We start from the raw sequence: 26,780 nt of genomic DNA, 5'->3' as shown, positions 1-26,780 counted from the left end.
GGTACCTATCGTACTTTAAAGTGCGTTCTTCAAAAAAAGAGTGAAGCCATTCATAATAGCATATATCAGCAGTAACATTATCTTTGTAGAAGAAAAAAGGCCTTTTTTCATACTATTATGATTGGATTTCTCGCATTAAGGAGGAGTTCAATTGAATTCATATACAATATCTTCTTCGGCAGTACAGAAGAATCGGAGAAGTATGTTTGCTTTATTGGCACTAGCAATTAGTGCGTTTGGAATTGGTACAACCGAATTTATTAGTGTCGGTTTATTACCATCTATTTCAGAGGATTTACATGTTTCCGTTACAACAGCGGGCTTAACCGTTTCTTTATATGCGTTAGGAGTAGCGTTTGGTGCCCCAGTATTAACGTCATTAACAGCTAGTATGTCGCGAAAGACGTTATTAATGTGGATTATGATTATTTTCATTATTGGTAATGGAATTGCGGCAGTGGCAACAAGTTTTACCGTGTTACTTATCGCGAGGGTTGTATCTGCTTTTGCACACGGCGTTTTTATGTCGATAGGATCCACAATTGCGGCTGCGCTTGTACCAGAGAATAAACGTGCGAGTGCAATTGCATTTATGTTTACTGGATTAACTGTTGCGACCATTACAGGCGTACCAATTGGAACATTTATAGGTCAACAATTTGGCTGGAGAGCATCGTTTATGGTAATTGTGGTAATTGGAATCGTTGCCTTAATCGCCAATAGTATGCTGATTCCGTCTAACTTGAAAAAAGGTACGTCCGTATCATTTCGTGATCAATTCAAACTGATTACGAACGGAAGGTTATTACTTGTTTTCATCATTACTGCATTAGGATACGGTGGGACATTTGTAACGTTTACGTATTTATCTCCGTTACTACAAGAAGTAACAGGGTTTAAAGCAAGTACTGTTACAATCATTTTGTTAGTGTACGGAATCGCAATTGCGATTGGGAATATGGTCGGCGGAAAATTATCAAATCATAATCCGATTCGAGCGTTATTTTACATGTTCTCTATTCAAGCAATTGTATTATTTGTTTTAACATTTACAGCACCATTTAAAGTCGCTGGGTTAATCACAATTATTTTCATGGGACTATTCGCATTTATGAATGTTCCAGGGCTGCAAGTATATGTCGTTATTTTGGCTGAGCGCTTTGTGCCTAGCGCTGTCGATGTTGCATCAGCAATGAATATTGCAGCATTCAACGCAGGAATCGCTCTTGGTGCTTATTTAGGCGGTGTTGTAACGAACTCGTTAGGGTTAATTCATACGGCGTGGGTAGGCGGCGTTATGGTAGTAGGTGCTGTTATTTTAACAGCATGGAGTATGGCATTAGAAAAAAGAGATCAAGCAAAATAAAGGAGAGAAAATATAATGAAAAATTTACAAAGTACAATAACATTGCATAACGGTGTAGAAATGCCTTGGTTCGGTTTAGGTGTATTTAAAGTAGAAGATGGACCAGAACTGGTAGAGGCTGTAAAGTCGGCGATCAAAGCAGGATATCGCAGTATTGATACAGCTGCGATTTATGGAAACGAAAAAGCGGTTGGAGAAGGAATCCGCGCTGGTATAAAAGAAGCGGGTATTTCAAGAGAAGATTTATTTATTACTTCAAAAGTGTGGAATTCGGATCAAGGATATGAAACGACACTTGCTGCATATGAAGAGAGCTTAAAAAAATTAGAGCTAGATTATTTAGATTTATATCTTGTTCATTGGCCTGTAGAAGGGAAATACAAAGATACGTGGAGAGCGTTAGAAACACTTTATAAAGAAGAACGCGTACGTGCGATTGGCGTAAGTAACTTCCAAATTCATCACTTACAAGATGTAATGAAAGATGCGGAAATTAAGCCAATGATTAACCAGGTAGAATACCACCCTCGTTTAACGCAAAAAGAATTACAAGCTTTCTGTAAAGAACAAGGTATTCAAATGGAAGCATGGTCACCACTTATGCAAGGTCAATTATTGGATAACGAAACATTACAAGAAATTGCTGAGAAACATGGTAAAACAACAGCACAAGTTATTTTACGTTGGGATCTTCAAAATGGAGTAATCACAATTCCAAAATCAACGAAAGAACACCGCATTATTGCAAACGCTGATGTATTTAATTTTGAATTAACGAAAGAAGATATGGAAAAGATTGATGCGTTAAATCAAAATCACCGCGTTGGTCCAGATCCTGATAACTTTGATTTCTAAGATTCAAGTAAGAAAGAAAAAAGGGTGCTTTTATGCACTCTTTTTTTGTGCATAAAAATATTTTCTAAATAAATACTACTTAGTATTAAGTTTGTTATAAGGGGCTGTAAACATGAATATAAAGCAATCGTTCAAACTTTTAGCTATGCTTTTAAGTGTTTTATTTGTGTTATTCCCACTTCAAAAAGCATTTGCAGAAGTTATGGATCATACAAAGTATCAAATGGATTGGAGTTATAGTAAGTCAAAGAAGAAACCAATTCGAACAGAGCTTATTAAAACGGCAGATGGCAAAATTGCTTTTTGCTTAAATGTAGATTTGAAATCTCCGAGCGGTCAAGATTTACCGGAAATGGGGAAAGTGGATATTAATGTGTACCGCGTACTATTGAATGGATATCCACAAAAGAGTCCACAAGAATTAGGTGTTTCTGATTGGAGAGAAGCGCATTACGCAACGCAGCTTGCAGTATGGAATGCGTTAAAACAAATCGATATTAATGATTTAGATTTCCGTAATAAAAATGTAGAAAAGGTAACGAAAGATATCGTTGCAAAAGCAAGTGCTAGTGAAGAGTTACAAGAAATTACGATGAGTGTCATACCAGCAGAAGAACAACAAGCAGTATTGAAAAATGATTTCTTTGAAACAGGCTTATATACAGTAGAAACAAATGCGAAAAGCGGAACATATAAAGTGCAAGCAACAGGTGCACCAGCGGGTGTGAAATTTGTAAATGAAAAGGGCGAAGCAAAAATGGAATTTAATGTAGGAGAAAAGTTCCGCATCTTAATTCCGAAACAAACACCAGCTGGTGGGTTTAGCTTTAAAGTATTAGGAAATTTAACAAAGTTACAAGGGATTGCACATAAAGGGACACCGATTATTCAAAATGCAGTTGTATTACTTGAGCGTAGTGAAGAAAAAACAAGTCCAGAGTTATCGGTAAGTTGGAAAACAACAAATGGTCATGAAAATAATAAACCACATACTCCAAATGAACCACATAAACCGAATCAAAAGAGATAATGAAAAAGCATTGGCTGTGTGCCAATGCTTTTTTTGCATTTCTTGCATTGCCGGTACTAACGATTTGATGAGTTACGATATAATGAGGATGATAAATTAGAAAGAGAGATAAAAGATGAACCTTCGTATTTGTGACATAACGCCAGAAAATCGGCATGAAATTGCTAATTTAAAAGTAACAGAAGAACAGCATAAATTTATTGAAAGCACAGTCGCAAATTGTTTAGTACAAGCTGAAACAGAATACAAAGAAGATGCAGTTTCAGTAGGTTTATATAAGGGTGATATGCCTATTGGATATGCGATGTATGGATGGTTCGATGCAGAAGAAAAGGCTGTATATTTAAATCAATTTGTTATTGATAGTGCATGCCAAGGAAAAGGGTATGCAAAACCATTATTACGTTTGTTAATAGAGCATTTTAAAAAAGAATATAATCGCAAAGTTATGTATTTAAGTATACATCCAGAAAACAAACTTGCACAAAAGTTATATGAGTCAATTGGGTTCCATTTAACCGGTGAAATGGAAGATGAGTGGCTGCACGGAAAAGGATTTGTAATGAAACGTATACTGGACTAATAAAAAACTGTCACAAAAGAGTAGCATCTTTTTTGGCAGTTTTTTATTTTAAAGTAATATTAAATTCCTTTAATCGCAACGTTAAGATTAATGAATTATATTCACAAAATTGTAACATTATTCTGATTGGAAGTGCTATCAAACAAAGTGTAAAGCGTGTACAATTCAGTTGGAAAAACTACCTATAGATGGTCATATATGAAGAAAATGTAAGATTCTATTACTATTTTTAGATGTATAGATGACAATACTAAATTATATCTTTTACTATTCCCTTTTTATGTATGAAGAGAACTCATCACAAATAGAGAGAAGTGAGGAGAGCATATTACATAAAAGTTTTACAATGTAAGAAAGCGAATACATGGAGGGAAATGCGGGAGTAATAGATACAGGTGCGCGAGGTGTTAGTCTATTTATTAAATGTTTTTATAAAAATAATAGGATTACTTATTAAATGAATATATAGGATAGTTTCTCTAAATAAAGGAACAGGGGACACAGATTATGTCGAAGAAAAAAACGAGTAGGGTATTAGTAGCTGGTATATGTATATCTACATTATTATCACCAGTAGCTTTCGAAGCATCGAAAGGATATGCCGCACCTTTGGAAGAGAATAAGGGCGGGAATTTAGAAGAGATTAAAGAGAATAAATTTGAGCAGAGAGTATTTCGGTTGCCGGGGAAAGGTAGCGTGGAAGAAGAAAATAACCGCTTAAGAGTTACTTGGAAACTTTCCGCTAATGAGCCGACTGGAATTTATGCGGCGCCAAATGAAGAGATTACAATTGATATAAAAGGAACACAGACTATTCAAGCTTTCATAGGAACGAGATCTTATGATGAGGAGGGGCCAGAAGAGTTTGATTTAAAACCAGGGAAAAACGTTATATCATCTCCAAGAGGCGGTATTTTATATTTTTACAATATGAATAATGAAGGGGAAGTAACAGCTTCAGTTACGAATGGCGGTAGCCACTTTCCTTTGTTTATCTTAGGTAAGCATACGGAAAAAGATTGGGATGAGATGTTGAAGAAATATAAGGATCCTTATGCAGTTGAATTAAAAGGTGAGAGAAGTTTAATCACTACTACTTACGATTCAGTGCAGAAATATATGAAGAATACGGATCCAACAGATTTAATGAAATTGCACGATAAGATTATTCGTTTGGAAAATGCAGTGGCTGGATTATCTGAGGACGGTGTTGGGATAGCGAAATCTCCAATTCATTATGTACAGTTTATTGAGAAACGGAAGCCTGCTGAAGGGGACTTTATGTTTGCGAAAAATTATCATACAGGATATATCCCGAGAGCGATGAATAGAGTTTTAGATATAGAAGTGCTTGAAAAGGATGGCTGGGGACCCTGGCATGAAGTTGGACATTTACATCAGCAAGAACCTTGGAAGTGGTCTAAAGTAAGGGAAGTTACAGTAAATATTTACTCATTAGCTGTTCAAAAGGCGTTAGGGAACCGATTAGAAATGGATGGGCACTATAAAGACTCATTTGAATATTTAGAGAAACCTAAAGCAGAAAGGTTCATTGATGACATTAATCCTCTAACAATGTTTTGGCAATTAAATGTAGTGTATGGAGAACATTTCTATCCTAGGTTACATCAAGCTTATCGCTTGTTACCACAGAGTGAAATGCCTGCGTCTGATGGAGAGAAAAAGCAAATGTTTGTTTATATGACATCAAAAGTGGCAGGGCAAAATTTAATTCCTTTCTTTGAGGAATGGGGATTAACGCCAAATGATGATATTAGAGAGAAAATAGAAAAATTAAATCTACCTAAATTAGAAAAGGAAATTTGGAAAGCTACAGATAGTAATGATATTCGTGAGAAGCAAGTTGAAGCTTACGAAGTTCCATATGGTGAACCATCTAATGAGATGAGAAATCTTTTAGTTGGTACAGATTTTGATGAAAATGAAGCAAGTAAGCTTGTTCAAAAGTTAGGTGAGAATGTAAAAGTAACAGGTAAGATGATATGGTCTAAATTAGAGAATGGGAAACAGGAAGTATTAGTGGAAATTGAGGATGAGAAGGGAAATAAAAATTCAATTCCTGTTCAAGTTAATGGGATTTATGGTGACAGTATTATTTTCCAAGGAATTTCAAACGATGTAATGTCAACAGTGATGCTTCGTCACAATGAAAAAAAATTAAATGCAAACTTTACTAATAATGAGATACATTACCGTTTTGAAAAAGAAGAATATATGGGCTTAACGCTATACGATCGAAATGGGATTGAAAAGAAACGTGTATCAGCAGAAGGGCAAGAAACTGGAAAACGATTCGCAATGGAACTAAATGAATTGGATTTTGAATATGGTGATGTAGTAAAAGTATTCCACGCAGAACCAAGCCGTCTGAAATGGTACAAAAATAACGCACTTGTAGATCAAGGGAAAGCTAAAAATAAAGAAGAAAAATTATTCAAAATTACTCCGCAAGGGTTCGAGTTAAAAGATGGTTTACAAGAAGTGACGGCGAAACCGCAAAAAGTAGTAGTCGGAACAGATATTAAGAAGTTAGATGCGAAAAACTTTGTTGAAGTAAAAGATGGAGAAGTAGTTGGATTTGTAGAAAAACCGAATACAACAAAAATCGGTGAACAAAAAGTAAAAGTAGAAACGAAAGATCGTTTTGGAAATAAGAAAGTGACGGAAGTACCGTTAGAAGTCATTTATGGAGACAGCATTATGTTCTTCGGTACATGGCATGGCGGAAGCAATATTAAATCGGTTGTCACGTTAAATCATGAAGAAAAGAAATTTAGTACAACAGATTCAGAAGGTCCAATGCATACTTCATTTGCAGATGAGAAGTATATGGGGATGACTGTATACGATAAAAATGGAAAAGAGAAGAAAGCTCTATCAGTAAAGGCATCTGAAAATACAAAAGGATTTGCAGAACAATTCAACGGAATGACGTTTGAATATGGGGATATGGTAAAGGTATACCAAAAAGAGTTTGATAGATTTAAGGTGTACAAAAAGAATGAAATAGTGGATGTGCAGTACGGTATTCATGAAGTAATCTTTAAAGTAACGGAGCATGGTTTCGAGAGAATAGAAGCCCAGCAAGAAGTAAAGGCAGTACCGCAAAAAGTAGTAATCGGAACAGATGCTGAAAAATTAGAAGCGAAAAACTTCGTTCAAGTGAAAGATGGAGAAGTAATTGGATTTGTAGAAAGACCAGATACAACAAAAATCGGTGAACAAACAGTGAAAGTAGAAACGAAAGACTACTTTGGAAATAAGGAAGTGACAGAAGTACCATTGGAAGTAATATATGGCGATAGTTTAGTCTTCCAAGGTGATGGTAATACAACGCGTTCTGTCGTAACTGCGGATCATAATACGAAAAAGCTACAGGCAACATCAACGGATTCTAAAGTTCATTATCGTTTTGAAAAGGAAAAATATATGGGGATAACGATATATGATCGAAGTGGGAATATAAAGAAAAGCATTTCAGTAGAAGGGCAAGAGAGTTCGAAAAACTTTGCAAATCAATTAAATGGCTTAGATTTTGTATATGGTGATGTTGTGGAAGTATATCATGCGGAATCAGATCGATTAAACTGGTATCAAAATAACGAGTTTGTAGGTAAGGGGAAATCAGAACAAAAATTGTATTTTAAAATAACGGAGCAAGGTTTCGAGAGAATGGAAACTGAACAAGAAGTAACGGCAATACCACAAAAAGTAGTAATCGGAACAGATGTTGAAAAATTAGAAGCGAAAAACTTTGTTCAAGTGAAAGATGGAGAAGTAATCGGTTTTGTAGAAAGACCAAATACATCAAAAATTGGTGAACAAAAAGTAAAAGTAGAAACGAAAGACCGTTTTGGGAATAAGAAAGTAACGGAAGTACCATTGGAAGTAATCTATGGCGATAGTTTAATATATCAAGGTGATGGTAATACGGTACGTTCTATCGTAACGGCGAATCATAATACGAAAAAGCTACAGGCAACATCAACGGATTCTAAAGTTCATTATCGTTTTGAGAATGAAAAATATATGGGAATCACGCTTTATGATCAAAAGGGAAATGAAAAAAAAGTTATTTCGGTAGAAGGGCAAGAGAGTTCCAAAAACTTTGCAGAACAGTTAACTGGTGTAGATTTCGAATATGGTGATGTTGTGGAAGTATATCACGCAGAATCAAATCGATTACACTGGTATCAAAATAATGAATTTATCGGTAAGGGGAAAGGGAAAGTAGAACCGAAGTTGTACTTTAAAATAACAGAGCAAGGTTTCGAGAGAATGAACGCTTTACAAAAAGTAACAGCAGTACCGCAAAAAGTAGTAATAGGAACAAACAGTGAAGCATTAGATGCGAAGAAGTTTGTTGAAGTGAAGGATGGAGAAGTAGTCGGTTTTGTAGAGAAATTAGATACATCAAAAATCGGTAAACAAACGGCAAAAGTAGAAACAAAAGACCGCTTTGGGAATAAGAAAGTGACAGAAGTGCCAGTGGAAGTAACATATGGAGACAGTCTAGTATATCAGGGACTAAGTAATAGTATTCGTTCGATTGTAACGTTAAATCATGAAGAAAAGAAATTGCATGCAACATATACAAATGAACAAATTCATAGCTACTTTAAAAGCGAACTATACATGGGGATTACGTTATATGATGGAGAAGGAAATGAGAAAAAACATGTAACAGCAGAAGGGCAAGAAACTTCACAGAATTTTGCAGAGCAAGTAAACGGTACGCCATTCCAGTATGGGGATACGATAAAAGTGTATCATGCAGAATCGGATCGTTTCAATTGGTATAAAAACAGTGAGTTAGCTGGAAAAGGGGATGCGAAGAGATTTGAAGAAATTTCCTTCAAGGTTACTCCAAATGGTTTAGAACAAGTACAATAATAAGAAAGCTCGTAAAACATAACGTTTTACGAGCTTTTTCTATTACTCAGCTTCAGAAACAACTGTGAAGCGTTCGTTTACGTGTTTTGGATTTTCGATTTCATCAAGTGCCGCAACTGCGAAGTCTTCGTAACTTACGTAGCTATCGCCTTTTGAGTTAACAAGAAGGTTGTCTTTGCCAGCTGTATAAGAGCCTGTACGTTTTCCTAATGTAAATAGTGCAGAAGGGCTGATGAACGTCCAAGTAATATCGTTAGTTTGTTGCAGAATTTCTAAGTTTTTACCTTGGTTTTGAGCTGTTGCAAGGTATTCATTTGGGAAACCTGGCGTATCAAATACGCGTGTTGTTTTCTCTGCGTCTACAAATAAGCTTCCAGCGCCGCCAACTACAAGTAATTTTGTATTTGGTGCACCTTTCATAGCTTCAATTAGTACATTTCCTGCATCTACGTGAAGGTGTTCTTCGCCTCCTGGAGCGCCGAATGCATTTACAACTACGTCAAATGCTTGTAGGTCATTAGATGTAAGAGAGAATACATCTTTCTCTAAAACATTTACATTTTCTTCTGTAATTTTTGCAGCGTTTCTTACGATTGCAGTTACTTCATGTCCGCGATCTAATGCTTCTTTTAAAATACGACTTCCTGCTTTACCAGTTGCTCCAATAATTCCGATTTTCATAATAAATCCCTCCAAAGTGTTTTGTTAAAGTGTATATCTTAAAGTGAATGAATGTGTTGTAATAAGGTTTGTTACAACCTGATGTAATCATTATAGTTACAGGTTGGCGTTTTTGTCAATGGAATAGTTTGTAGATTTACTTTTTATTTTAGTATGCACAGTTAGAGGGAGGAGAGTCATAAAGATATTGTTACTTCGTGTCTGGCTAATATTTGGAAATTGCAAATTGTCGAAAAATGTTGATTTTTAAATGTTTTTTAAATATAATTCGTTTTATGGAGAAAAGGAGGGGTTAATTGTATGAATATTTTAGAGCAATTTGTTTCATCAACGAATACAATTCTTTGGTCATATATTCTTATTGCAATGTTAATTGGTTTAGGTCTTTATTTTTCTATTAAATTGAAATTCGTACAAATTACTCATTTAGGGGAAATGGTTCGACTAATGAGTGATGGATTAACTGGAAAGACGCGTAAAAAAGGTAGTGTATCTTCTTTCCAAGCGTTTTGTATGAGTTCAGCAGCTCGTATTGGAATCGGGAACTTAGCGGGCGTAGCGTTAGCTATTTCTATGGGAGGACCTGGAGCTGTATTTTGGATGTGGGTTATTGCGATTGTCGGAGCGTCTTCAAGTTTCGTGGAAAGTACGCTTGCACAAATTTATAAAATAAAAGATGGCAGTGGCTTCCGTGGTGGTCCTGCTTATTATATGGAAAAAGGTTTAAATAAACGTTGGATGGGAATTTGGTTCTCTATCCTTATTACAATTAGTTACGGATTAATTTTCAACTCCGTACAAGCAAATACAGTTACATTAGCATTTAAAAACGCTTTTGGTATTGAGCGTTACGTTGTTGGGATTGTATTAGCAGTATTAGTTGCGGTTATTATTTTTGGTGGCGTGAAAAGTATCGCGCGTATGTCTGAAATGATCGTTCCGCCAATGGCACTTATTTATATTGCAGTAGCAATTTTCGTTGTTATTAAAAATTATTATTTAATACCGGATATGTTTACAGAAATCTTTAAAGGTGCATTTGGTTTAGATTCAGCTGTAGGTGGCGGTATCGGTGCTGCAATGAAGTATGGTATTCAGCGCGGGTTATTTGCGAACGAGGCAGGTATGGGTAGTGCGCCGAACGCGGCAGCAACAGCTGATGTAACGCATCCAGCAAAACAAGGTTTTATTCAAACAATTGGAGTGTTAGTGGATACATTTTTAGTATGTACATCAACAGCATTTATCGTACTATGTTCTGGTGCGTATAAGGCAACGAATTTAGAAGGTATTGAATTAACGCAAGTGGCGTTAAGTTCACAAATCGGTTCGTGGGCAAGTAGCTTCTTAGCGATTATTATTTTCTTATTTGCATTTAGTTCACTTCTAGGAAACTACTATTATGGTGAAACGAATATTGAATTCATTAAACAAAGTAAAACTTGGTTAACAATTTACCGTATTGCGGTGGTTGCAATGGTATTATTCGGTTCTGTTGCTACACTTCAAGTTGTATGGAATATGGCGGATTTATTTATGGGACTAATGGTAATCACAAACTTAATTGCGATTACGCTTCTTGGCCGATTTGCATATGCTGCTTTGGCAGACTATGTAAGGCAAAAGAAACAAGGAAAAGATCCAGTCTTCAGTGCAGATTCTATTCCGGGTTTAACGAATACAGAGTGTTGGGATAAGCCAGTGGTAACGGATAAAGAAAAAGCAGTGTAATGAAAAGGCGAGCATCGAGATAAATTCGATGCTCGCCTTTTTTGTTGTAGTAAATGATAAAGAGGGTGGGAGGTAATTATTAATATAATTTTTTGTTCATTCATTCCTCTCGTTATTTGTAGGAACGTACTGTCTTAAAAGTATGACTGGTCGAATAGGATGAGTGATTGAGTATTGGGTAAATGCACGTACTGGTTATATTTTTACGTAAAAAAATACATATGTTAAGGTAGTTAACGTATTCATGTTATAAAACCTAACATAAAGTTCTTGATTACTAAAAGTTTTTAGAATATAATTTTCTTATTGTTAGGAAGAGGGGGGCAATGCAATTATGGATTTTTTAGCTAAGATAATTGGGGATGTGAATAATGTCCTTTGGTCATATATCATTATTGCGATGTTAATTGGGTTAGGACTTTACTTTTCGTTTCGTGTGAAATTTGTCCAAGTTCGTTACTTCGGTGAAATGATTCGATTGCTTGGGGATGGGGCAAGTTCGAAAACGAGAAAAGCACAAAAAGAGAAGAGCGGTGTATCGTCGTTCCAGGCTTTTTGTATGAGTACAGCTTCTCGTGTAGGTACTGGTAACTTAGCTGGTGTAGCTATCGCAATCTCAGCAGGTGGACCAGGAGCAGTATTTTGGATGTGGTTAATCGCGGTAATTGGGGGTGCTTCTGCATTTGTAGAGAGCACATTAGCGCAAATATATAAAGTAAAAGATGGGAATGCGTTCCGTGGTGGTCCAGCGTATTATATGGAAAAGGGTTTAAAGAAACGCTGGCTAGGAGTTGTCTTCTCTGTTCTAATAACAGTTAGTTTCGGATTAATTTTCAACGCCGTGCAGTCAAACACAGTAGCGGCGGCTTTTGATGGAGCATTTAACACAGATGGTAAGTTTGTAGGTCTGTTTATGGCTGGTTTACTTGCAATCATTATCTTTGGCGGAGTAAAACGTATTGCACGTGCGGTTGAAATGATTGTTCCAGTAATGGCAATTATATATGTAGCAGTGGCATTATTCGTTGTTGTAACAAACATTACGGCAATTCCGTATGTATTTAAAGAAATTTTCTTACATGCTTTCGGAATTAAAGAAGTAGTGGGCGGGGGATTAGGAGCTGCGATTTTACTAGGGGTAAAACGTGGATTATTCTCAAATGAAGCAGGTATGGGTAGTGCGCCGAACGCAGCTGCGACTGCAAACGTAACGCACCCAGTTAAACAAGGTTTCATTCAAACTTTAGGGGTATTTACAGATACATTATTAATTTGTAGTTGTACAGCATTTATCATTTTATTATCAGATGTGCCTGGAGCGGCTGATTTAAACGGAATTCAATTAACGCAACAAGCATTAAGTCAACATATCGGACCGTGGGCTTCTATATTTGTAGCAGTTGCAATCTTCTTGTTTGCATTTAGTTCATTAGTAGGTAACTACTACTATGGTGAAACGAATATTGAATTCTTAAATGGAAGTAAAGTGTTATTAAATGCATACCGCATTGCTGTACTTGGTATGGTTGTTTTAGGATCTGTAGCAACAATTCAAATCGTTTGGGATTTAGCAGATTTATTTATGGGGATTATGGCTGTTATTAACTTAGTTGCGATCGTATTTCTTTCTAAGTATGCTTTCGCGGCATTATCAGATTACGTTAAGCAAAAGAAACAAGGAAAAGATCCAGTATTCTATGCGGAGTCTATTCCAGGTTTGAACAATACAGAGTGCTGGGATAAGCCAGCAGTAGCTGATAAAGAAAAAGCAGTATAATGAGGTGAGCATCAAGTGAAACTTGATGCTCATTTTTTTGTTTTATCCCGCTATTTGTGAACAGTAAAACTCTCGATTGATACGGGCTAATAATCGGTGGGGATGACACTGATTAAAGTTTCGCTATATAATGTAAAAGACGAACATTAATGAATGTTTTATAATAAAATGTAATTTTTTTAAGAAAAGTGCGGATATGAGTTGTGATTTATGTTAGAATGGAAAATGCCTTTGAAACAAGAGGTTTTATGATCTTTCCTATCCGATTGAAGGTTTTAGAGGAGAAATGGAAAGTTCGGATTATTTCTTATTTCAAGTGGTCAGACGTTCAACGTTAATGAAGAGTTAAATGGAGGATTTTATTAATGAAGTTTGTTATGTTTCTTGTAGGATTGCTCGTTGTATTCGTACTCGGTTTTCTTATAAGTGCCGATCGAAAGAAGATTAAGTATAAACCAATCGCAATTATGCTTGTTATTCAGCTGGCGTTAAGTTATTTCTTATTAAATACGCAAGTTGGTTATATTTTAGTAAAAGGAATTTCAGATGGATTTGGCGCGCTTCTTGGATATGCGGAAGCTGGAATCGTTTTCGTATTTGGCGGTCTTGTTAATAAAGGAGAGGTTTCATTCTTCTTAACAGCGTTATTACCAATCGTATTCTTTGCCGTTTTAATCGGAATTCTGCAACACTTTAAAATTTTACCGATATTTATTCGTGCTATTGGTACTGCGCTAAGTAAAGTAAATGGTCTAGGAAAACTAGAATCATATAACGCAGTAGCAGCTGCCATTGTTGGGCAAGCGGAAGTATTTATTACAGTAAAAGATCAATTAAGTAAAATCCCAAAACATCGTTTATATACATTATGTGCATCTTCCATGTCGACAGTATCAATGTCAATCGTAGGTTCTTATATGAAAATGATCGAACCGAAATACGTAGTAACAGCACTTGTATTAAATTTATTTAGTGGTTTCATTATTATTCATATTATTAACCCGTACGATATTACAGAAGAAGAAGATACACTGAAATTAGAAAATAAGAAAAAACAGTCATTCTTTGAAATGCTAAGTGAATATATTATGCTTGGTTTCACAATCGCGATTACAGTAGCAGCAATGTTACTTGGTTTCGTAGCATTAATTACAGCAATTAATAGCTTATTTGATTCAATGTTCGGTATTACATTCCAAGCTATTTTAGGATACATTTTCTCACCATTAGCATTCGTAATGGGTATCCCGCAAGCAGAGATGGTAACAGCGGGACAAATTATGGCAACAAAATTAGTATCAAATGAGTTTGTTGCGATGCTGGATCTTGGAAAAGTAGCTGGTGATTTATCAGCTCGTACAGTTGGTATTCTTTCTGTATTCCTTGTATCATTTGCGAACTTCTCATCAATCGGAATTATCGCAGGTGCAACGAAAGGTATCGATGAAAACCAATCAAATGTTGTATCATCATTCGGTCTACGTCTTGTGTACGGTGCGACATTAGTAAGTATTCTATCAGCGATTATCGTTGGTGTTATGTTATAAAAAAAAGGATGGCTCTAGCTCATAGCTAGGGCTATTTTTTTATGGTAAATTTGCATGAAAAAACCAATTAATTAGGAATATATTAACATATAAAAATCTTTTAAAATTTATATTGCATTTCGCCTAGATAACGCTTACAATTTGATTTGTAGGTGGTATCAATTTCAGACTTTCAAGTATGGTAGGAGAGAAGAAGCTACCTTTTATAAATTGCAATATATGTAAACGCTTACTGATTTTAGATAACAGTTGAATAGTATTTAGGGGTTTAAAAATTTTTTAACATCAATGGTCGGACGTCATTCGTTATACGTTGTACGACTGATAACTCGTGGGAGAAGTGGAGGATTCACATATGAAAATAGTAATGTTTCTAGTCGGTTTACTTGTAGTATTTGTACTAGGGTTCCTTATCAGTTCAGATCGTAAGAAAATTAAATATAAACCAATTGCACTTATGCTTGTCATTCAATTGGTACTTGCGTATTTCTTACTAAATACAAAGGTCGGATTTGTATTAGTAAAAGGGATTGCAGATGGGTTTGGAGCTATTTTAAAATTTGCGGAAGCAGGGGTTAATTTCGTATTTGGTGGTCTAGCAAATGATGGACAAGCACCATTCTTCTTAACAGTATTATTACCAATTATTTTCTTAGCAGTATTAATCGGGATCTTACAACACATTAAAGTATTACCAATTATCATTCGTGCAGTCGGTTTCCTATTAAGTAAAATTAACGGTTTAGGAAAACTAGAATCATATAATGCAGTAGCAGCTGCAATTGTTGGTCAAGGTGAAGTATTCATTACAGTGAAAGATCAACTAAGCAAATTACCGAAAAATCGTTTATACACACTGTGTGCATCTTCTATGTCAACAGTATCAATGTCAATCGTCGGTTCTTACATGAAAATGATTGATCCAAAATATGTAGTAACAGCACTTGTATTAAACTTATTCAGTGGATTCATTATCGTTCATATTATTAATCCATATGAAGTAAAAGAAGAAGACGATATTTTAGAATTACAAGAAGATAAAAAACAAACATTCTTTGAAATGTTAGGCGAATATATTATGCTTGGTTTCTCTATCGCTGTAACAGTAGCGGCGATGTTAATCGGTTTCGTAGCATTAATTACAGCAATTAACGGTGTGTTCGATTCAATTTTCGGAATCACATTCCAAAGTATTTTAGGATACGTTTTCTCGCCATTAGCATTCGTAATGGGTATTCCAACATCAGAGATGCTAACAGCAGGACAAATTATGGCAACGAAATTAGTAACGAACGAATTCGTTGCAATGCTTGACCTTGGAAAAGTAGCTGGTGATTTATCAGCTCGTACAGTAGGTATTTTATCTATCTTCCTTGTATCATTTGCGAATTTCTCATCAATCGGAATTATCGCAGGTGCAACGAAGAGTATCGATGGCAAACAAGCAAACGTTGTATCTTCATTCGGATTAAAACTTGTATACGGTGCAACGTTAGTAAGTATATTATCAGCGATTATCGTTGGGGTTATGCTTTAATAAATTAAGAAAAGCAATGAGCGTAGGCTCATTGCTTTTTTATTTAACTTGCTCTATCTAAGTCTCTTTTAAATTGTGGTTTCTCCAAATAAGTTCCAAGCCTCCATATATACTCAACAGGACCTATTCGATATTTTCGCAGCCAATATGTGCTAACAAATAATTGAATTGTATAGATTCCAATCGTTAAAAGAATACCGAAGAAATATCCTATTTTACCGAATAAGCCAAAGCCGTATGCGTAAAAAATTGTTGTTGTGATAATAGACTGGGCTAAGTAATTACTAACCGACATTTTTCCCATATTGGCCATATATGTTAGTAGACGGGTTACTTTTTTGTAATGGAATAATAAAATAATTGTGCTTCCGTAAAAGAAGGTCATGGTTACTGGTGTAAGGCCGTCTTGTAACATAAGTAAAATAGGATGTTTAACGAACATAGCTGAAGTTTTGATTGTAAAAGAGAAAATACCAGTAAGAAGCCAGACCTTTTTGACAGCAGAGATATGCTTATCAATCTCAAATAACCATCCTTTTTTTCCTACGTACATACCGATTAAGAAGAGTGGAGATAGGAAAATGAGTGTGAAAAGTGTTATAAAGGTTAATCCGAAGAAACCGTCAATGCCTATATATTCGAAAGGATTTTCAGTTAACCTAAAGTTGACATGATCCATATAGCTTCCAGTCTCATGAACTTTATGTTCTTTTTCAATATAAGGAGCAAAATCAGTAACATTTGTATTTGGGTCAGTTGAATAAGTCATAAGTGTAAGGAGTGCGAGTAGAATAGTTGCCCAAATTAATAATGTTTTTGGCTTTCTGTTTATAAACATCAGTAAGAAAATCCCGATGAGGCCATATGAGAATAAAATATCCCCGGACCAAATGAGCACGCCGTGAATAAGACCTAGTAGTAAAAGAATAAGAATACGACGTAAATATGTAGGGGAAAACTTTTTCCCTTTTGCGACAATGCTTTTTTGTAACAAAATAATGCTAAGACCAAATAAAAAAGAGAATAAAGAAATGAAATTTTGTGTGCCAAAAAATTGAATAAACCAATTAGCACCTTTATCGAGTCCGCCAAATATATAGGATGGTTTTTCATTAGCGAAGAACCCGAATTGAATTAATGTTATATTAACAAGTAAAATACCAAATAAAGCAAAACCACGCATTGCATCAACAACTTCTACACGTTGATTCATTTTTTTCTCTCCTTTTATATTATTTTATATTGAAAATAATACCATTTTATAGTTGGCACTATGTCAAATACGAGGAAATTTAAGGTGATTTTAAGCTAAAGAGAAAATAAAAAATCACCTTAATACATTCATTAAGGTGATTGGAATACTATTCAGCTGGAGGCGTAAATGTACGTTTCTCTAATTCAGCATCTAGCATAAATAGTGCGTTTGAATCGCTTGTAATACGTTTTAATTTTTGGATGATGCTATCGAATGAAGATTCTTCTTCTACTTGCTCATCGACGAACCATTTTAAGAATGTAATTGTTGCATGCTCACGCTCATCCCAAGCGATATCAGATAAGTTGTAAATACGCTTCGTTACTTCACGCTCGTGCTCAAGTGCCACTTCAAAAGCGTTCAGTACAGATTCGTATTTGTTATTTGGATTATCAAATCCAGTAATAATAGCGCGCTCACCGCGGTCATTAATGTAGTTGTAAAGCTTCATTGCGTGGAAACGTTCTTCTTCAGCTTGTACAAGGAAAAAATTAGCGAATCCATCATAGCTCTCAGCTGTACAGTAAGCAGCCATCGCCATATAAGCATGGGCAGAGTAAAATTCAAAGTTCATTTGATCGTTTAATGCGTCGTGCAATTTTTTAGATAACATAAAATCCCCCTTAGTATTGTGACAAGAACATTATACCATAATTGATAATATTCTCATTTGGATACTTCGAACCTTTTCGAAAGCTTTGTGACGTGTGCCTCCATAATGTCTTGTAAATCTAAATCATATTTTTGTGAAAGAATAATAAGATTAGATAGTACATCACCAAGTTCTTCTTTTAACTCTTGTTTTAGTTCTTCTTCTGTTTTCACTTTTTCGTCAGGACGATCACGGCCAATTTCGATTGCACGAACAACGCGTGAAACTTCTCCAACTTCCTCTGTTAAGAAATTTAAGCGAATAAAGGAATTATACTGTGACCAGCTTCGTTTTTCGTAAAATTCCTCCACCCATCTTTGAAATGCGACGATATCCATTTCTTCCTCATCCCTTCAATATGTTGTACAATGTTCATTGTATCATAACAATATATAGTTTCGGGGTGTAGGAATGAGAAAGATTTGTGTGTTTGCAGGTTCCAACTTAGGGGAGAGACCAGAATTTAAAGAGCAGGCAATAGCGTTAGGGAAAATGTTTGTTGAGAACGATTATGAGCTCGTATACGGTGGTTCTTGCGTTGGATTAATGGGAGAAGTGGCAAACGAAGTTCTTCGCTTAGGCGGACGTGTAACAGGTGTTATGCCACGCGGTCTATTCCGAGGAGAAATTGTTCATACAGGGCTAACAGAATTAATTGAAGTAGAAACGATGCACGAGCGCAAAGCGAAAATGGCAGAGCTTGCGGATGCTTTTATTGCATTACCAGGCGGATACGGAACGTTTGAAGAGCTATTTGAAGTAGTATGTTGGTCACAAATTGGTATACATAATAAGCCGGTTGGTTTATTGAACATAAAAGGCTTTTATGGGCCAATTTTGCAAATGGTTGAACGTGCAGCAGAAGAAGGATTTATGAATCCATCAAATAAAGAGTTGATCGTTTCAGCTGAGACGGCAGATAAACTAATTGATGCAATCCAAAATTATGAGCGTCCTGTTTTAGGAACGAAGTGGAAGCAGCTATCATAATACAATTTTATAGATGTTTTTGGAAACACATGTCATTTTATCTTGAAAAGGCATGTGTTTTTAATTTGGTTAAATATGTTAATGTTAAGATGTAATGTTTTTGGAAAAGGAGAAATAGATGGAGGAGTTTGTGTATTTACGTCCTGTTTTTAAAAGTATTTTAGCAGCATCTATTCTTGTTATGCTAATTGTTTCAACACAGAAGAAAGAGCTAATTAATGAATTTTCGCTTTGGTTTATTTCGATATTGTGTATCGGTGTTGCCGCGATAACGTTGTTTATGTCGGGATTTATCGTTGATGAGTATAGTCTAGCTGGGGATGTACAGAGTTTTAGCATGTTTATTGCAATTGGTTGTATTAGCGGTTTAAATTTTATCATTTTGATTTTTATATAGATTTTTGGAAACACATGTCTTTTTTATCGTAAAAAGGTATGTGTTTTTAATCTGGTTAAATATATTGATAGTGAGATGTGAAATCGTTGGAAGAGTGGAAGTATAGATGGAGGTATGTTTTGCTGACTTAAAAAAGAACATCTGAATAAAAGGTAAGTAAGGAATTATTGAGTGACATAGAACTGTTCCGTTAAAGGGGCAGATTGTGGAAGATAGGGAATGTTTTTTATGAAGTTAATAGAGGTTTTTTTAATCGGAATCAGAATAAATTTTATAGATGTAATCCTTTATGAATTTTTAATCAGCTATGTATCATAATCTAATCATTAAAATGAAAATTGGAGGAGAAATGAGCATGGGTCGTTCTGTATTAAAAATGTATAACTACCACTTATGGGCAAATGAAGTTATTTTAAATCGCTTAAAAGAACTACCGCAAGACATTTTCCATAAGGAAGTTAATAGTGGTTTTTCTTCGGTGGCAAAAGTAATGTCTCACATATACCTTACAGATTTAGCCTGGCTCGAGATTATTTCTGGTAAAAGCATGAGTGATGCAATGGTACACACAGATCAATTGAAAGAACAGCTGGAAACAAAAAATATTGAGGAAATGGAAACTAGTTTTTATGAATTATCTAAAAGATATAAAGAACTTTTAAGTAGTCAACAAGATTATGAAAAAGTGTTTGAGGTTGATAATCCATACGCTGGGCACCTGGATACGACGGTTTCTGAAACAATACTACACGTCGTCACCCACGGAGCATATCACCGTGGGAATATAGCCACAATGTTGCGGCAAATGGGTCATACCTCTGTTATGCAAGATTTTGGACTATTTCTATATTCAAAATGAATTTTTTTTATTTACCATAGAGTATGGGTTTATATGATGTTTTTGGGGACGGCTTTTATTAGTGATTTAAGCTTAATTGTGTATTATACAAAAAGGCATTCCATATTACTTCGGAATGCCTTTATCACTTTTATTATTTTGTTTCTTATACAGGTACCAGCCACCCCAGCCGCCACCAATTGCTACAACAACGAGGAAAGCATAGTCTTTCACCTCGACACGTATATTGAAAATATTAGCTATAAGTAAGACAATCCCAACTGTTATTAACGCAAAAAATGCTCTAATTAAGTAGTCTTTCAACTGAACCACTCCCGCCATTTAAGTAGTAAATGATGAATATGGAAAAGCTTTTTTGGATCTATTTTACTAAAGGGTGTTACCTATATTTTAACATAAAAGAGATTGTAATATATTGATAAAAGTAGAGGAGAGAGGTGCTAATATTGTCGTGATTTGTCGGTAAGTCGATATATTGGAAAAATCGCTGATATATTTAATAGAATCGCCGATATAATGCAAAAATCGCTGATATAAATTTCATGTACTGATATGCGCGATTAACCCCATAAAAAAAAGCGACTCTGAACGAGCCGCTTCCGCTTTTAAATATATTATTGATTCAAGAACGCGCGTAGCATCCAAGCGTGTTTTTCTAGTTCTGTGTAGATGCCTAGTAGTAGGTCAGATGTCATTTCGTCATCAGAGTTTTGAGCAATTTCCATGCCTTTTTTCAGTTCGACTAGCATCATTTCGTAGTCTTTCATGATTGATTCAACCATTCCTTCTGCAGTTTCGCCGTATGCTGCTTCTTGAATAGAAGATAGTTCTAAGTATTCTTTCATTGTTGCTACTGGTTTGCCGCCAATTGCTAAAATGCGTTCTGCAATTTCGTCGATGTGAGTAGCGGATTCTGTGTAAAGTTCTTCGAATTTCTCGTGTAATGTGAAGAATTGAGGTCCTTTTACGTACCAATGGAAGTTGTGTAATTTTGTGAATAAAACGCTCCAGTCTGCTACTTGTTTGTTTAATACTTCGATTACTTGTTTGTTCATTATGATCAATCTCCTTTTGAGTTGTTATGTTATATCAATTACTAATTTATAATGATTATAATATAGTAATTTGTATAAATCAACCCTTTTGCTGGAATTAATTTGAACAAATTATGAACTGTTATAAATAAAAATCCCTATTACTGTGGAGTAATAGGGATTTTGTTTGATATATAGCTCTTGTTCTAAACGAGCTGCTTTTGCTTTTAATTATTATACAGCCTTTTGCTTCTCTTCTATATCCTGTCCATCCCAGCACTCTGTATTCTGTAAGCCAGGGATAGAACTTGCAACGAAGACAGGATCTTTTCCTTGTTTCTTTTGCTTTATATAGTCCACTAAGGCTGCGTATGCAAACTTGCTAAGGAATGAGATGGCAATTAAGTTTGTGAATACCATTAGTCCCATAAAGAAATCAGCTAAACTCCAAACCGTTTGAAGGGCAGCGATAGATCCGAAGAACACCATTCCGACAACTGCAACACGATAAATCAGTAACCATGTTTTGCTTTCTTTAATGAATGCGATGTTTGTTTCACCATAATAGTAGTTTCCTAGTAAAGAACTGAAAGCGAATAGGAAAATAATAATCGCTAAGAAAGTGCTTGCCCACGGTCCAATTTGTGAACTTAATGCTTGTTGTGTTAATTCAATACCTTCTAAATTCGACCCTTTGTAAAGTCCAGAACATAATACGATAAACGCTGTTGATGTACATACTAAGAATGTATCTACGAAAACACCTAATGCTTGAACAAGTCCTTGTTTTACAGGGTGAGATACATCTGATGTTGCTGCTGCGTTAGGAGAACTACCCATGCCTGCTTCTGTCGCGAATAAACCACGCTGAATTCCGAACTTGATTGCTGCTCCAATACCACCAGCGATAGCTTGGTCTAAACCGAATGCGCTGTTAAATATTTCTGTGAAAATGCTTGGTAACATATTGAAGTTGTTAATAACGACGAAAATTGCCACACCAATATAAATAATTGCCATTGGAGGAACAATCATTTCTGTAATACGTGAAATGCTCTTAATACCACCAAAAATAATAACTGCAACTAATAAAGCTAATAGAGCTCCTACGATCGTTCGCTCTAGTCCAAAAGCATTTTCAAACGCTATTGTTACTGTATTTGCTTGTACAGAATTGAAAATTAATCCGTACGCAACTGTAATAAGAAGTGAAAACCAAACACCCATCCAGCGTTTGTTTAATCCTTTTTCCATGTAATATGCTGGTCCACCACGGAACCTGCTTCCATCTTTTACTTTATAAATTTGCGCGAGCGTACATTCTACGAAACTAGTAGCTGCTCCGATAATTGCGATAAACCACATCCAAAATATTGCGCCAGGTCCACCCATTGAAATGGCTAATGCTACACCAGCTAAATTTCCGATACCGATACGTGCTGCTGCACTTAAGCAAAATGCTTGGAATGGAGAGATGCTATCTTTCTTTTTTTCTTTTCGATTAAATCCTTTACTAATTAAACTGACCATCTCACGTAAATGAGTAATTTGGACGAATTTTAATTTAAAAGAGAAATAAAGACCGAAGCCGATTAGCATTGCAATAAGAATATATGACCATAAAATATTATTCGTTACCTCAAGGAATCTGCTAAAGATATCAACCATATAATACACTTCCTTTTTTCCGTAATAAGAAAATTATATGCAAAAAATATACGAGAATCAATTTTTCTAAAAAATCATGTTACATAAACGCATTTTGTGTTATGATTATGTTACATAGTAATATTTTTAGAATTATTTACATTTTAAAAAACTAAATGTAAAGCGAGAAAGAGGGGATAATTTGAAAGAAGAAACTTTATTGAAAGTAAGCCTTAAGAGTTTGAAAATGAGAAGTAATATATTTTTTATCATTTCATCTTTAAGTATCTTTTTAGGAGCGACTTATTATTACAATAAAAGATTTCCAAGTCATAGGTATCCTGAATGGTTAGAATTTCTAAAATTGATTGGATGAATAAAAGACAGAAAAACAGAAAATTAAAATAAAGAAGTTATGGAGGAGCTAAATATGAATATTAGAGAAAGTGAACTTCCGGGTATTGGTTATAAGTTTCAAATCGTTACGAAAGGTAACGAAAAGATGGTGATTGTCATTCATGATGATGGGCGTAGAGAAATGTATCATTTTGATTCAGATCATGAAGAAAGCATCTCAAGTATTTCATTACGTGACTCAGAGGCGAGACAAATTGCAGCAATATTAGGTGGAATGGTATATAAGCCTAGAGCATTAGAAAATGTTGAAATGGTCTTTGAAGGTTTAGCGATTGAGTGGTTTAAAGTAGAGAATGCTGCTCCAGCGCTTGGAAAAACAATCGGTGATCTTGAAATAAGAAAAACATATAGCGTAACGATCATTGCAGTTATGAAAAAGAATATGAAAAAGCTATTTAATCCAGGGCCAGAAACGGTAATTGAAGAAGGCGATATGCTTGTAGTTTCAGGTGAGAGAGAAGAAATTAAAAAAATTATTAATGAGTTACTTTCGAATAGGGGGACTGACTAGATGGATACGTTAATTTTTGAAGTTGGTACAGCGTTAGTATTAGTTGCAATTGCGGCAGTAATTGCTGGGAAGTTTAAATTTTCAGTCATTCCGTTTCTAATTGTTCTTGGGATGTTAGTAGGGCCACACGCGCCGACAATAGGTGTGATTGATTTCAAGTTTATTGAAAGTGCAAGTGTCATTTCCTTCCTTGGACGGATTGGCGTTCTGTTCCTTCTGTTCTACCTAGGACTAGAGTTCTCGATGAAAAAACTAATTAAATCTGGACGTTCTATTGCGATTGGCGGAACAATCTATATTTTAATTAACTTTTCACTTGGATTATTATACGGATTTATAATGGGATTCCCTTTACTAGAAATCTTAATTATTGCGGGTATTATTACGATTTCTTCTAGTGCTATCGTTGCTAAAGTGTTAGTGGATTTAAGAAGAACTGGTAATAATGAAACCGAATTAATTTTAGGAATTATTATGTTTGAAGATATATTCCTTGCTGTATATTTATCAGTCGTTTCAGGCTTAGTTCTTGGGGATCATGCTTCATTCTTAGGTGCCCTTACTTCAATTGGAATCGCTTTAGGATACATGCTTCTCTTCTTTATTGTAGCTAGAAAGGCGACGCCGTTATTAAATAAATTGCTCAATATTAGTTCAGATGAAATTTTCATTATTGTAGTATTTGCTTCGTTATTCTTTATTGCAGGTTTCTCGGAAACAATTCACGTTGCCGAAGCAATTGGAGCACTTCTTTTAGGATTAGTTTTCTCTGAGACAGAGCATAGTGACAGAATTGAGCATCTCGTTGTTCCATTTAGAGACTTTTTCGGAGCTATTTTCTTCTTCAGTTTCGGATTAAGCATTGATCCGTTTTCATTAGGCGGAGCGATATGGTTAACGTTAGGTGCTGTCCTTCTTACAATCGTCGGAAACTTTGTTGCAGGAATGATTGCAGGGCGACAAGCTGGATTATCTCATAAAGCGTCAACAAATATTGGATTAACAATCGTTTCAAGAGGAGAATTCTCTATCATTATGGCCAATATCGGCATCGCCGGTGGTTTAATGTCAGTCTTGAAACCATTCTCAGCACTATACGTGCTTATACTATCCATCTTAGGTCCACTTCTGACGAAAGAATCAAAGAATGTATATAAATTTTTAAATAAAATCTTTAAGTGGGATACGAAGACTAACTAATTTTAAAAAAATAAAAGTACAAGATATTTACTGCTTGTACTTTTATTTTTTGCAATGAAAACAGTAAAGAGAGGTACATGATGTTAGGAGAGTTGATTCATTCCGTTTTAGTTTTTCTAGAAGGACTTGGTTATTGGGGAATTATGCTTGGATTGATGTTAGAGGTTATTCCGAGTGAAATTGTATTGTCTTATGCAGGTTATTTAGTATCAACAGGAAGCATTACGTTTTGGGGCGCTGTCGCGTTCGGTACAATTGGTGGTGTAATCGCACAACTATTCATTTATTGGATCGGTCGGTACGGAGGAAGACCCGTCCTTGAGCGATATGGAAAATATATTTTAATTCAAAAGAAACATATTGATTATGCTGAAGATTGGTTTAATCGTTACGGAACTGGCGTTATTTTTACAGCGCGTTTTATTCCTGTTGTGCGTCATGCTATTTCGATACCAGCGGGTATTGCGAAAATGTCACATGCTAAGTTTATTACGTTAACTACATTAGCTGTTATTCCATGGTCAATTGTATTTGTATATTTAGGTTTTAAATTAGGAACAGAGTGGGAAAGTATTAATAAAGTAGCTGGGCCATATGTGAAATACTTTGCACTTGCAGCTATTGTTTGTGCAATTGGTTACTTTGTATTAAAAAAAGTGATGAAAAAAAGTGATTACGTAAAAAGAATCTATGCTGACATAGATTCTTTTTTTATTGTCATTTTTCGAAAGGGGAAAGAGTAGGTTTAATATTTTACATATTGTGGCATACATATAGGAAAAGGGAGTTTGGAAAGGGGATTATAGAGAAATGGAACTCCAGTTTCAAAATGTATATCAACAAGTTGAGAATTGGTATGTGTTGGATTCGGAGCTTCCTTGGGATGTCAAAAGGCTTAGAGATGATTTGTTTTCACTGATTGAAGTATGTAAAACACCAGTTGTTTTTTGTGATACGTGTGATGCGAATCATGTGCTTCTATCATTAGGAGAAGAAGAAGAGGAATTCTTATTCCCAGTAGGTGGTTTTTATCATAAAGAAAAACAATTAATTTTTGTTTGTATGTGGGAAGAGTATGAGCAGGTGCTCAAAACACTACTGCATGAGTTTCGTCATGCGATGCAGCATAAGAGAGAAGTATTGTATGTTGGAAGTGAAGTGTACGAAGATAGATGGATTGAGAAAGATGCGAGAAAGTTCGCGGAGAGGAAGTTAGATGAATATAAAAATAGAAAGTTAATGTAAAGCATAGTGGAGAAATGGCACTGTGCTTTCTTTATTGATTACTAAAAGTAAGTGATTGACTTTTATAAAGTTTAGTTCTAAACTAATGGTATGAAATGAGCGAGGTGATAGAATGAAGACAGAAGATAGACTCGGATTACTATTATGGTTTCGTTTATCACGTTTTTATAACAAAAGTATTCGTGAGACGAATCAGCATTTGAAAGAATGGAATGTATCTGCCGCTCAGTTTGATGTGCTAGCTCAAGTTGGAGGACATAATCGTCTAACGCAGCAAGAGCTCGGAAATAAACTATTTGTTACGAAGGGAAATATCACGCAGCTATTAAATAAAATGGAGCAGCTGGAGTGGATTCACCGTGAACAAGAAGGTACTACAAAATATATTTCGTTAACAGAAAAGGGAAAAGCTTTATATGAAGAAATCGTCCCGCCTCAAGAAACGTTCCAAGCGGAGCAGTTTCAAAATTTAAATGTAGAAGAACAACATCAATTATTACAATTACTAAAAAAATTACAGTGAGAAAAATTTTTAAAATAAATCTTGAATTC

General features: G+C 35.3%; 24 protein-coding genes. 17 read left to right on the top strand and 7 right to left on the bottom strand.

Going from position 1 to position 26,780, the window contains the following annotated elements; all coding sequences use genetic code 11:
- Positions 1 to 202: 202 nt before the first annotated feature.
- From JDS82_RS15335 to JDS82_RS15315, 5 genes are all read left to right on the top strand, one after another.
- Positions 203 to 1,366, top strand: a complete 1,164-nt coding sequence (locus JDS82_RS15335) for an MFS transporter (RefSeq protein WP_164085710.1) — start codon at positions 203 to 205, stop codon at positions 1,364 to 1,366.
- A gap of 15 nt (positions 1,367 to 1,381) precedes the next feature.
- A complete protein-coding gene (locus JDS82_RS15330; RefSeq protein ID WP_000793569.1) occupies positions 1,382 to 2,221 on the top strand; it encodes an aldo/keto reductase in 840 nt (279 codons plus the stop codon).
- Between the two features lie 112 nt (positions 2,222 to 2,333).
- On the top strand, positions 2,334 to 3,251 hold the full coding sequence (locus JDS82_RS15325) for a thioester domain-containing protein (RefSeq protein WP_061673426.1): 918 nt from the start codon (positions 2,334 to 2,336) through the stop codon (positions 3,249 to 3,251).
- 115 nt (positions 3,252 to 3,366) lie between these two features.
- Positions 3,367 to 3,834 (top strand): GNAT family N-acetyltransferase, encoded by a 468-nt coding sequence (locus JDS82_RS15320; protein WP_199713536.1) that lies wholly within the window; start codon positions 3,367 to 3,369, stop codon positions 3,832 to 3,834.
- A 507-nt stretch (positions 3,835 to 4,341) separates the two neighbouring features.
- The gene (locus tag JDS82_RS15315; protein WP_199713535.1) at positions 4,342 to 8,748 is read left to right on the top strand and encodes a putative mucin/carbohydrate-binding domain-containing protein; all 4,407 of its coding nucleotides are present in this window, start codon (positions 4,342 to 4,344) and stop codon (positions 8,746 to 8,748) included.
- Between the two features lie 42 nt (positions 8,749 to 8,790).
- Here the strand turns inward: JDS82_RS15315 and JDS82_RS15310 are convergent, their stop codons facing one another.
- Entirely contained in the window at positions 8,791 to 9,429 is a 639-nt protein-coding gene (locus JDS82_RS15310) for an NAD(P)-dependent oxidoreductase (protein ID WP_199713534.1), read from the bottom strand.
- Between the two features lie 300 nt (positions 9,430 to 9,729).
- Here JDS82_RS15310 and JDS82_RS15305 point away from each other — a divergent pair, with 300 nt between their 5' ends.
- The 4 genes from JDS82_RS15305 to JDS82_RS15290 all read left to right on the top strand — a co-directional run bounded on the left by JDS82_RS15305 (position 9,730) and on the right by JDS82_RS15290 (position 16,021).
- On the top strand, positions 9,730 to 11,160 hold the full coding sequence (locus JDS82_RS15305; RefSeq protein WP_001022948.1) for an alanine/glycine:cation symporter family protein: 1,431 nt from the start codon (positions 9,730 to 9,732) through the stop codon (positions 11,158 to 11,160).
- A 334-nt stretch (positions 11,161 to 11,494) separates the two neighbouring features.
- Positions 11,495 to 12,937 carry an alanine/glycine:cation symporter family protein gene (locus tag JDS82_RS15300; protein WP_000346368.1) on the top strand — a complete coding sequence of 481 codons (1,443 nt, stop codon included), beginning with the start codon at positions 11,495 to 11,497 and terminating at the stop codon, positions 12,935 to 12,937.
- Between the two features lie 365 nt (positions 12,938 to 13,302).
- Complete coding sequence (locus tag JDS82_RS15295) at positions 13,303 to 14,484, top strand: NupC/NupG family nucleoside CNT transporter (protein WP_000673848.1); 1,182 nt, start codon at positions 13,303 to 13,305, stop codon at positions 14,482 to 14,484.
- Positions 14,485 to 14,839: 355 nt separating this feature from the next.
- The gene (locus tag JDS82_RS15290; RefSeq protein ID WP_000706847.1) at positions 14,840 to 16,021 is read left to right on the top strand and encodes a NupC/NupG family nucleoside CNT transporter; all 1,182 of its coding nucleotides are present in this window, start codon (positions 14,840 to 14,842) and stop codon (positions 16,019 to 16,021) included.
- Between the two features lie 43 nt (positions 16,022 to 16,064).
- Here JDS82_RS15290 and JDS82_RS15285 read toward each other — a convergent pair whose 3' ends face one another.
- From JDS82_RS15285 to JDS82_RS15275, 3 genes are all read right to left on the bottom strand, one after another.
- On the bottom strand, positions 16,065 to 17,234 hold the full coding sequence (locus JDS82_RS15285; protein ID WP_199713533.1) for a DUF418 domain-containing protein: 1,170 nt from the start codon (positions 17,232 to 17,234) through the stop codon (positions 16,065 to 16,067).
- Between the two features lie 148 nt (positions 17,235 to 17,382).
- Complete coding sequence (locus JDS82_RS15280; protein ID WP_046955624.1) at positions 17,383 to 17,889, bottom strand: ferritin; 507 nt, start codon at positions 17,887 to 17,889, stop codon at positions 17,383 to 17,385.
- A gap of 53 nt (positions 17,890 to 17,942) precedes the next feature.
- Positions 17,943 to 18,266, bottom strand: a complete 324-nt coding sequence (locus tag JDS82_RS15275; protein ID WP_000355764.1) for a MazG nucleotide pyrophosphohydrolase domain-containing protein — start codon at positions 18,264 to 18,266, stop codon at positions 17,943 to 17,945.
- A 73-nt stretch (positions 18,267 to 18,339) separates the two neighbouring features.
- Here JDS82_RS15275 and JDS82_RS15270 point away from each other — a divergent pair, with 73 nt between their 5' ends.
- From JDS82_RS15270 to JDS82_RS15260, 3 genes are all read left to right on the top strand, one after another.
- On the top strand, positions 18,340 to 18,918 hold the full coding sequence (locus tag JDS82_RS15270; protein WP_048563496.1) for an LOG family protein: 579 nt from the start codon (positions 18,340 to 18,342) through the stop codon (positions 18,916 to 18,918).
- Positions 18,919 to 19,036: 118 nt separating this feature from the next.
- A complete protein-coding gene (locus JDS82_RS15265; protein ID WP_199713532.1) occupies positions 19,037 to 19,315 on the top strand; it encodes a hypothetical protein in 279 nt (92 codons plus the stop codon).
- Positions 19,316 to 19,670: 355 nt separating this feature from the next.
- Positions 19,671 to 20,174 (top strand): DinB family protein, encoded by a 504-nt coding sequence (locus JDS82_RS15260; protein ID WP_000533789.1) that lies wholly within the window; start codon positions 19,671 to 19,673, stop codon positions 20,172 to 20,174.
- A gap of 105 nt (positions 20,175 to 20,279) precedes the next feature.
- On the opposite strand, the gene JDS82_RS15255 is transcribed toward JDS82_RS15260, so the two are convergent.
- The 3 genes from JDS82_RS15255 to JDS82_RS15245 form a co-directional block, all read right to left on the bottom strand.
- Entirely contained in the window at positions 20,280 to 20,477 is a 198-nt protein-coding gene (locus JDS82_RS15255; RefSeq protein ID WP_000656328.1) for a hypothetical protein, read from the bottom strand.
- Positions 20,478 to 20,788: 311 nt separating this feature from the next.
- Positions 20,789 to 21,229 carry a Dps family protein gene (locus tag JDS82_RS15250; RefSeq protein ID WP_001041898.1) on the bottom strand — a complete coding sequence of 147 codons (441 nt, stop codon included), beginning with the start codon at positions 21,227 to 21,229 and terminating at the stop codon, positions 20,789 to 20,791.
- A gap of 213 nt (positions 21,230 to 21,442) precedes the next feature.
- Positions 21,443 to 22,876, bottom strand: coding sequence for an alanine/glycine:cation symporter family protein (locus tag JDS82_RS15245; protein WP_000227603.1), 1,434 nt, complete (start codon positions 22,874 to 22,876; stop codon positions 21,443 to 21,445).
- A gap of 409 nt (positions 22,877 to 23,285) precedes the next feature.
- Here JDS82_RS15245 and JDS82_RS15240 point away from each other — a divergent pair, with 409 nt between their 5' ends.
- The 5 genes from JDS82_RS15240 (at position 23,286) to JDS82_RS15220 (ending at position 26,751) form a co-directional block, all read left to right on the top strand.
- Positions 23,286 to 23,783 (top strand): cation:proton antiporter regulatory subunit, encoded by a 498-nt coding sequence (locus tag JDS82_RS15240; protein WP_001026071.1) that lies wholly within the window; start codon positions 23,286 to 23,288, stop codon positions 23,781 to 23,783.
- Positions 23,784 to 24,983, top strand: a complete 1,200-nt coding sequence (locus tag JDS82_RS15235) for a cation:proton antiporter (protein ID WP_199713531.1) — start codon at positions 23,784 to 23,786, stop codon at positions 24,981 to 24,983.
- Positions 24,984 to 25,063: 80 nt separating this feature from the next.
- Positions 25,064 to 25,726, top strand: coding sequence for an undecaprenyl phosphate transporter UptA (uptA, locus tag JDS82_RS15230; RefSeq protein ID WP_098094326.1), 663 nt, complete (start codon positions 25,064 to 25,066; stop codon positions 25,724 to 25,726).
- Positions 25,727 to 25,793: 67 nt separating this feature from the next.
- Complete coding sequence (locus JDS82_RS15225; RefSeq protein WP_000422829.1) at positions 25,794 to 26,228, top strand: DUF3920 family protein; 435 nt, start codon at positions 25,794 to 25,796, stop codon at positions 26,226 to 26,228.
- A 112-nt stretch (positions 26,229 to 26,340) separates the two neighbouring features.
- Positions 26,341 to 26,751: a MarR family winged helix-turn-helix transcriptional regulator gene (locus tag JDS82_RS15220; protein ID WP_000845460.1), complete on the top strand. Its 411-nt coding sequence runs from the start codon at positions 26,341 to 26,343 to the stop codon at positions 26,749 to 26,751.
- Positions 26,752 to 26,780 lie beyond the last annotated feature (29 nt).

It is taken from the genome of Bacillus cereus group sp. N14, from assembly GCF_016483555.1.
GTDB lineage: Bacteria > Bacillota > Bacilli > Bacillales > Bacillaceae_G > Bacillus_A > Bacillus_A wiedmannii.
This window is presented reverse-complemented; position numbering and strand designations above follow the sequence as displayed.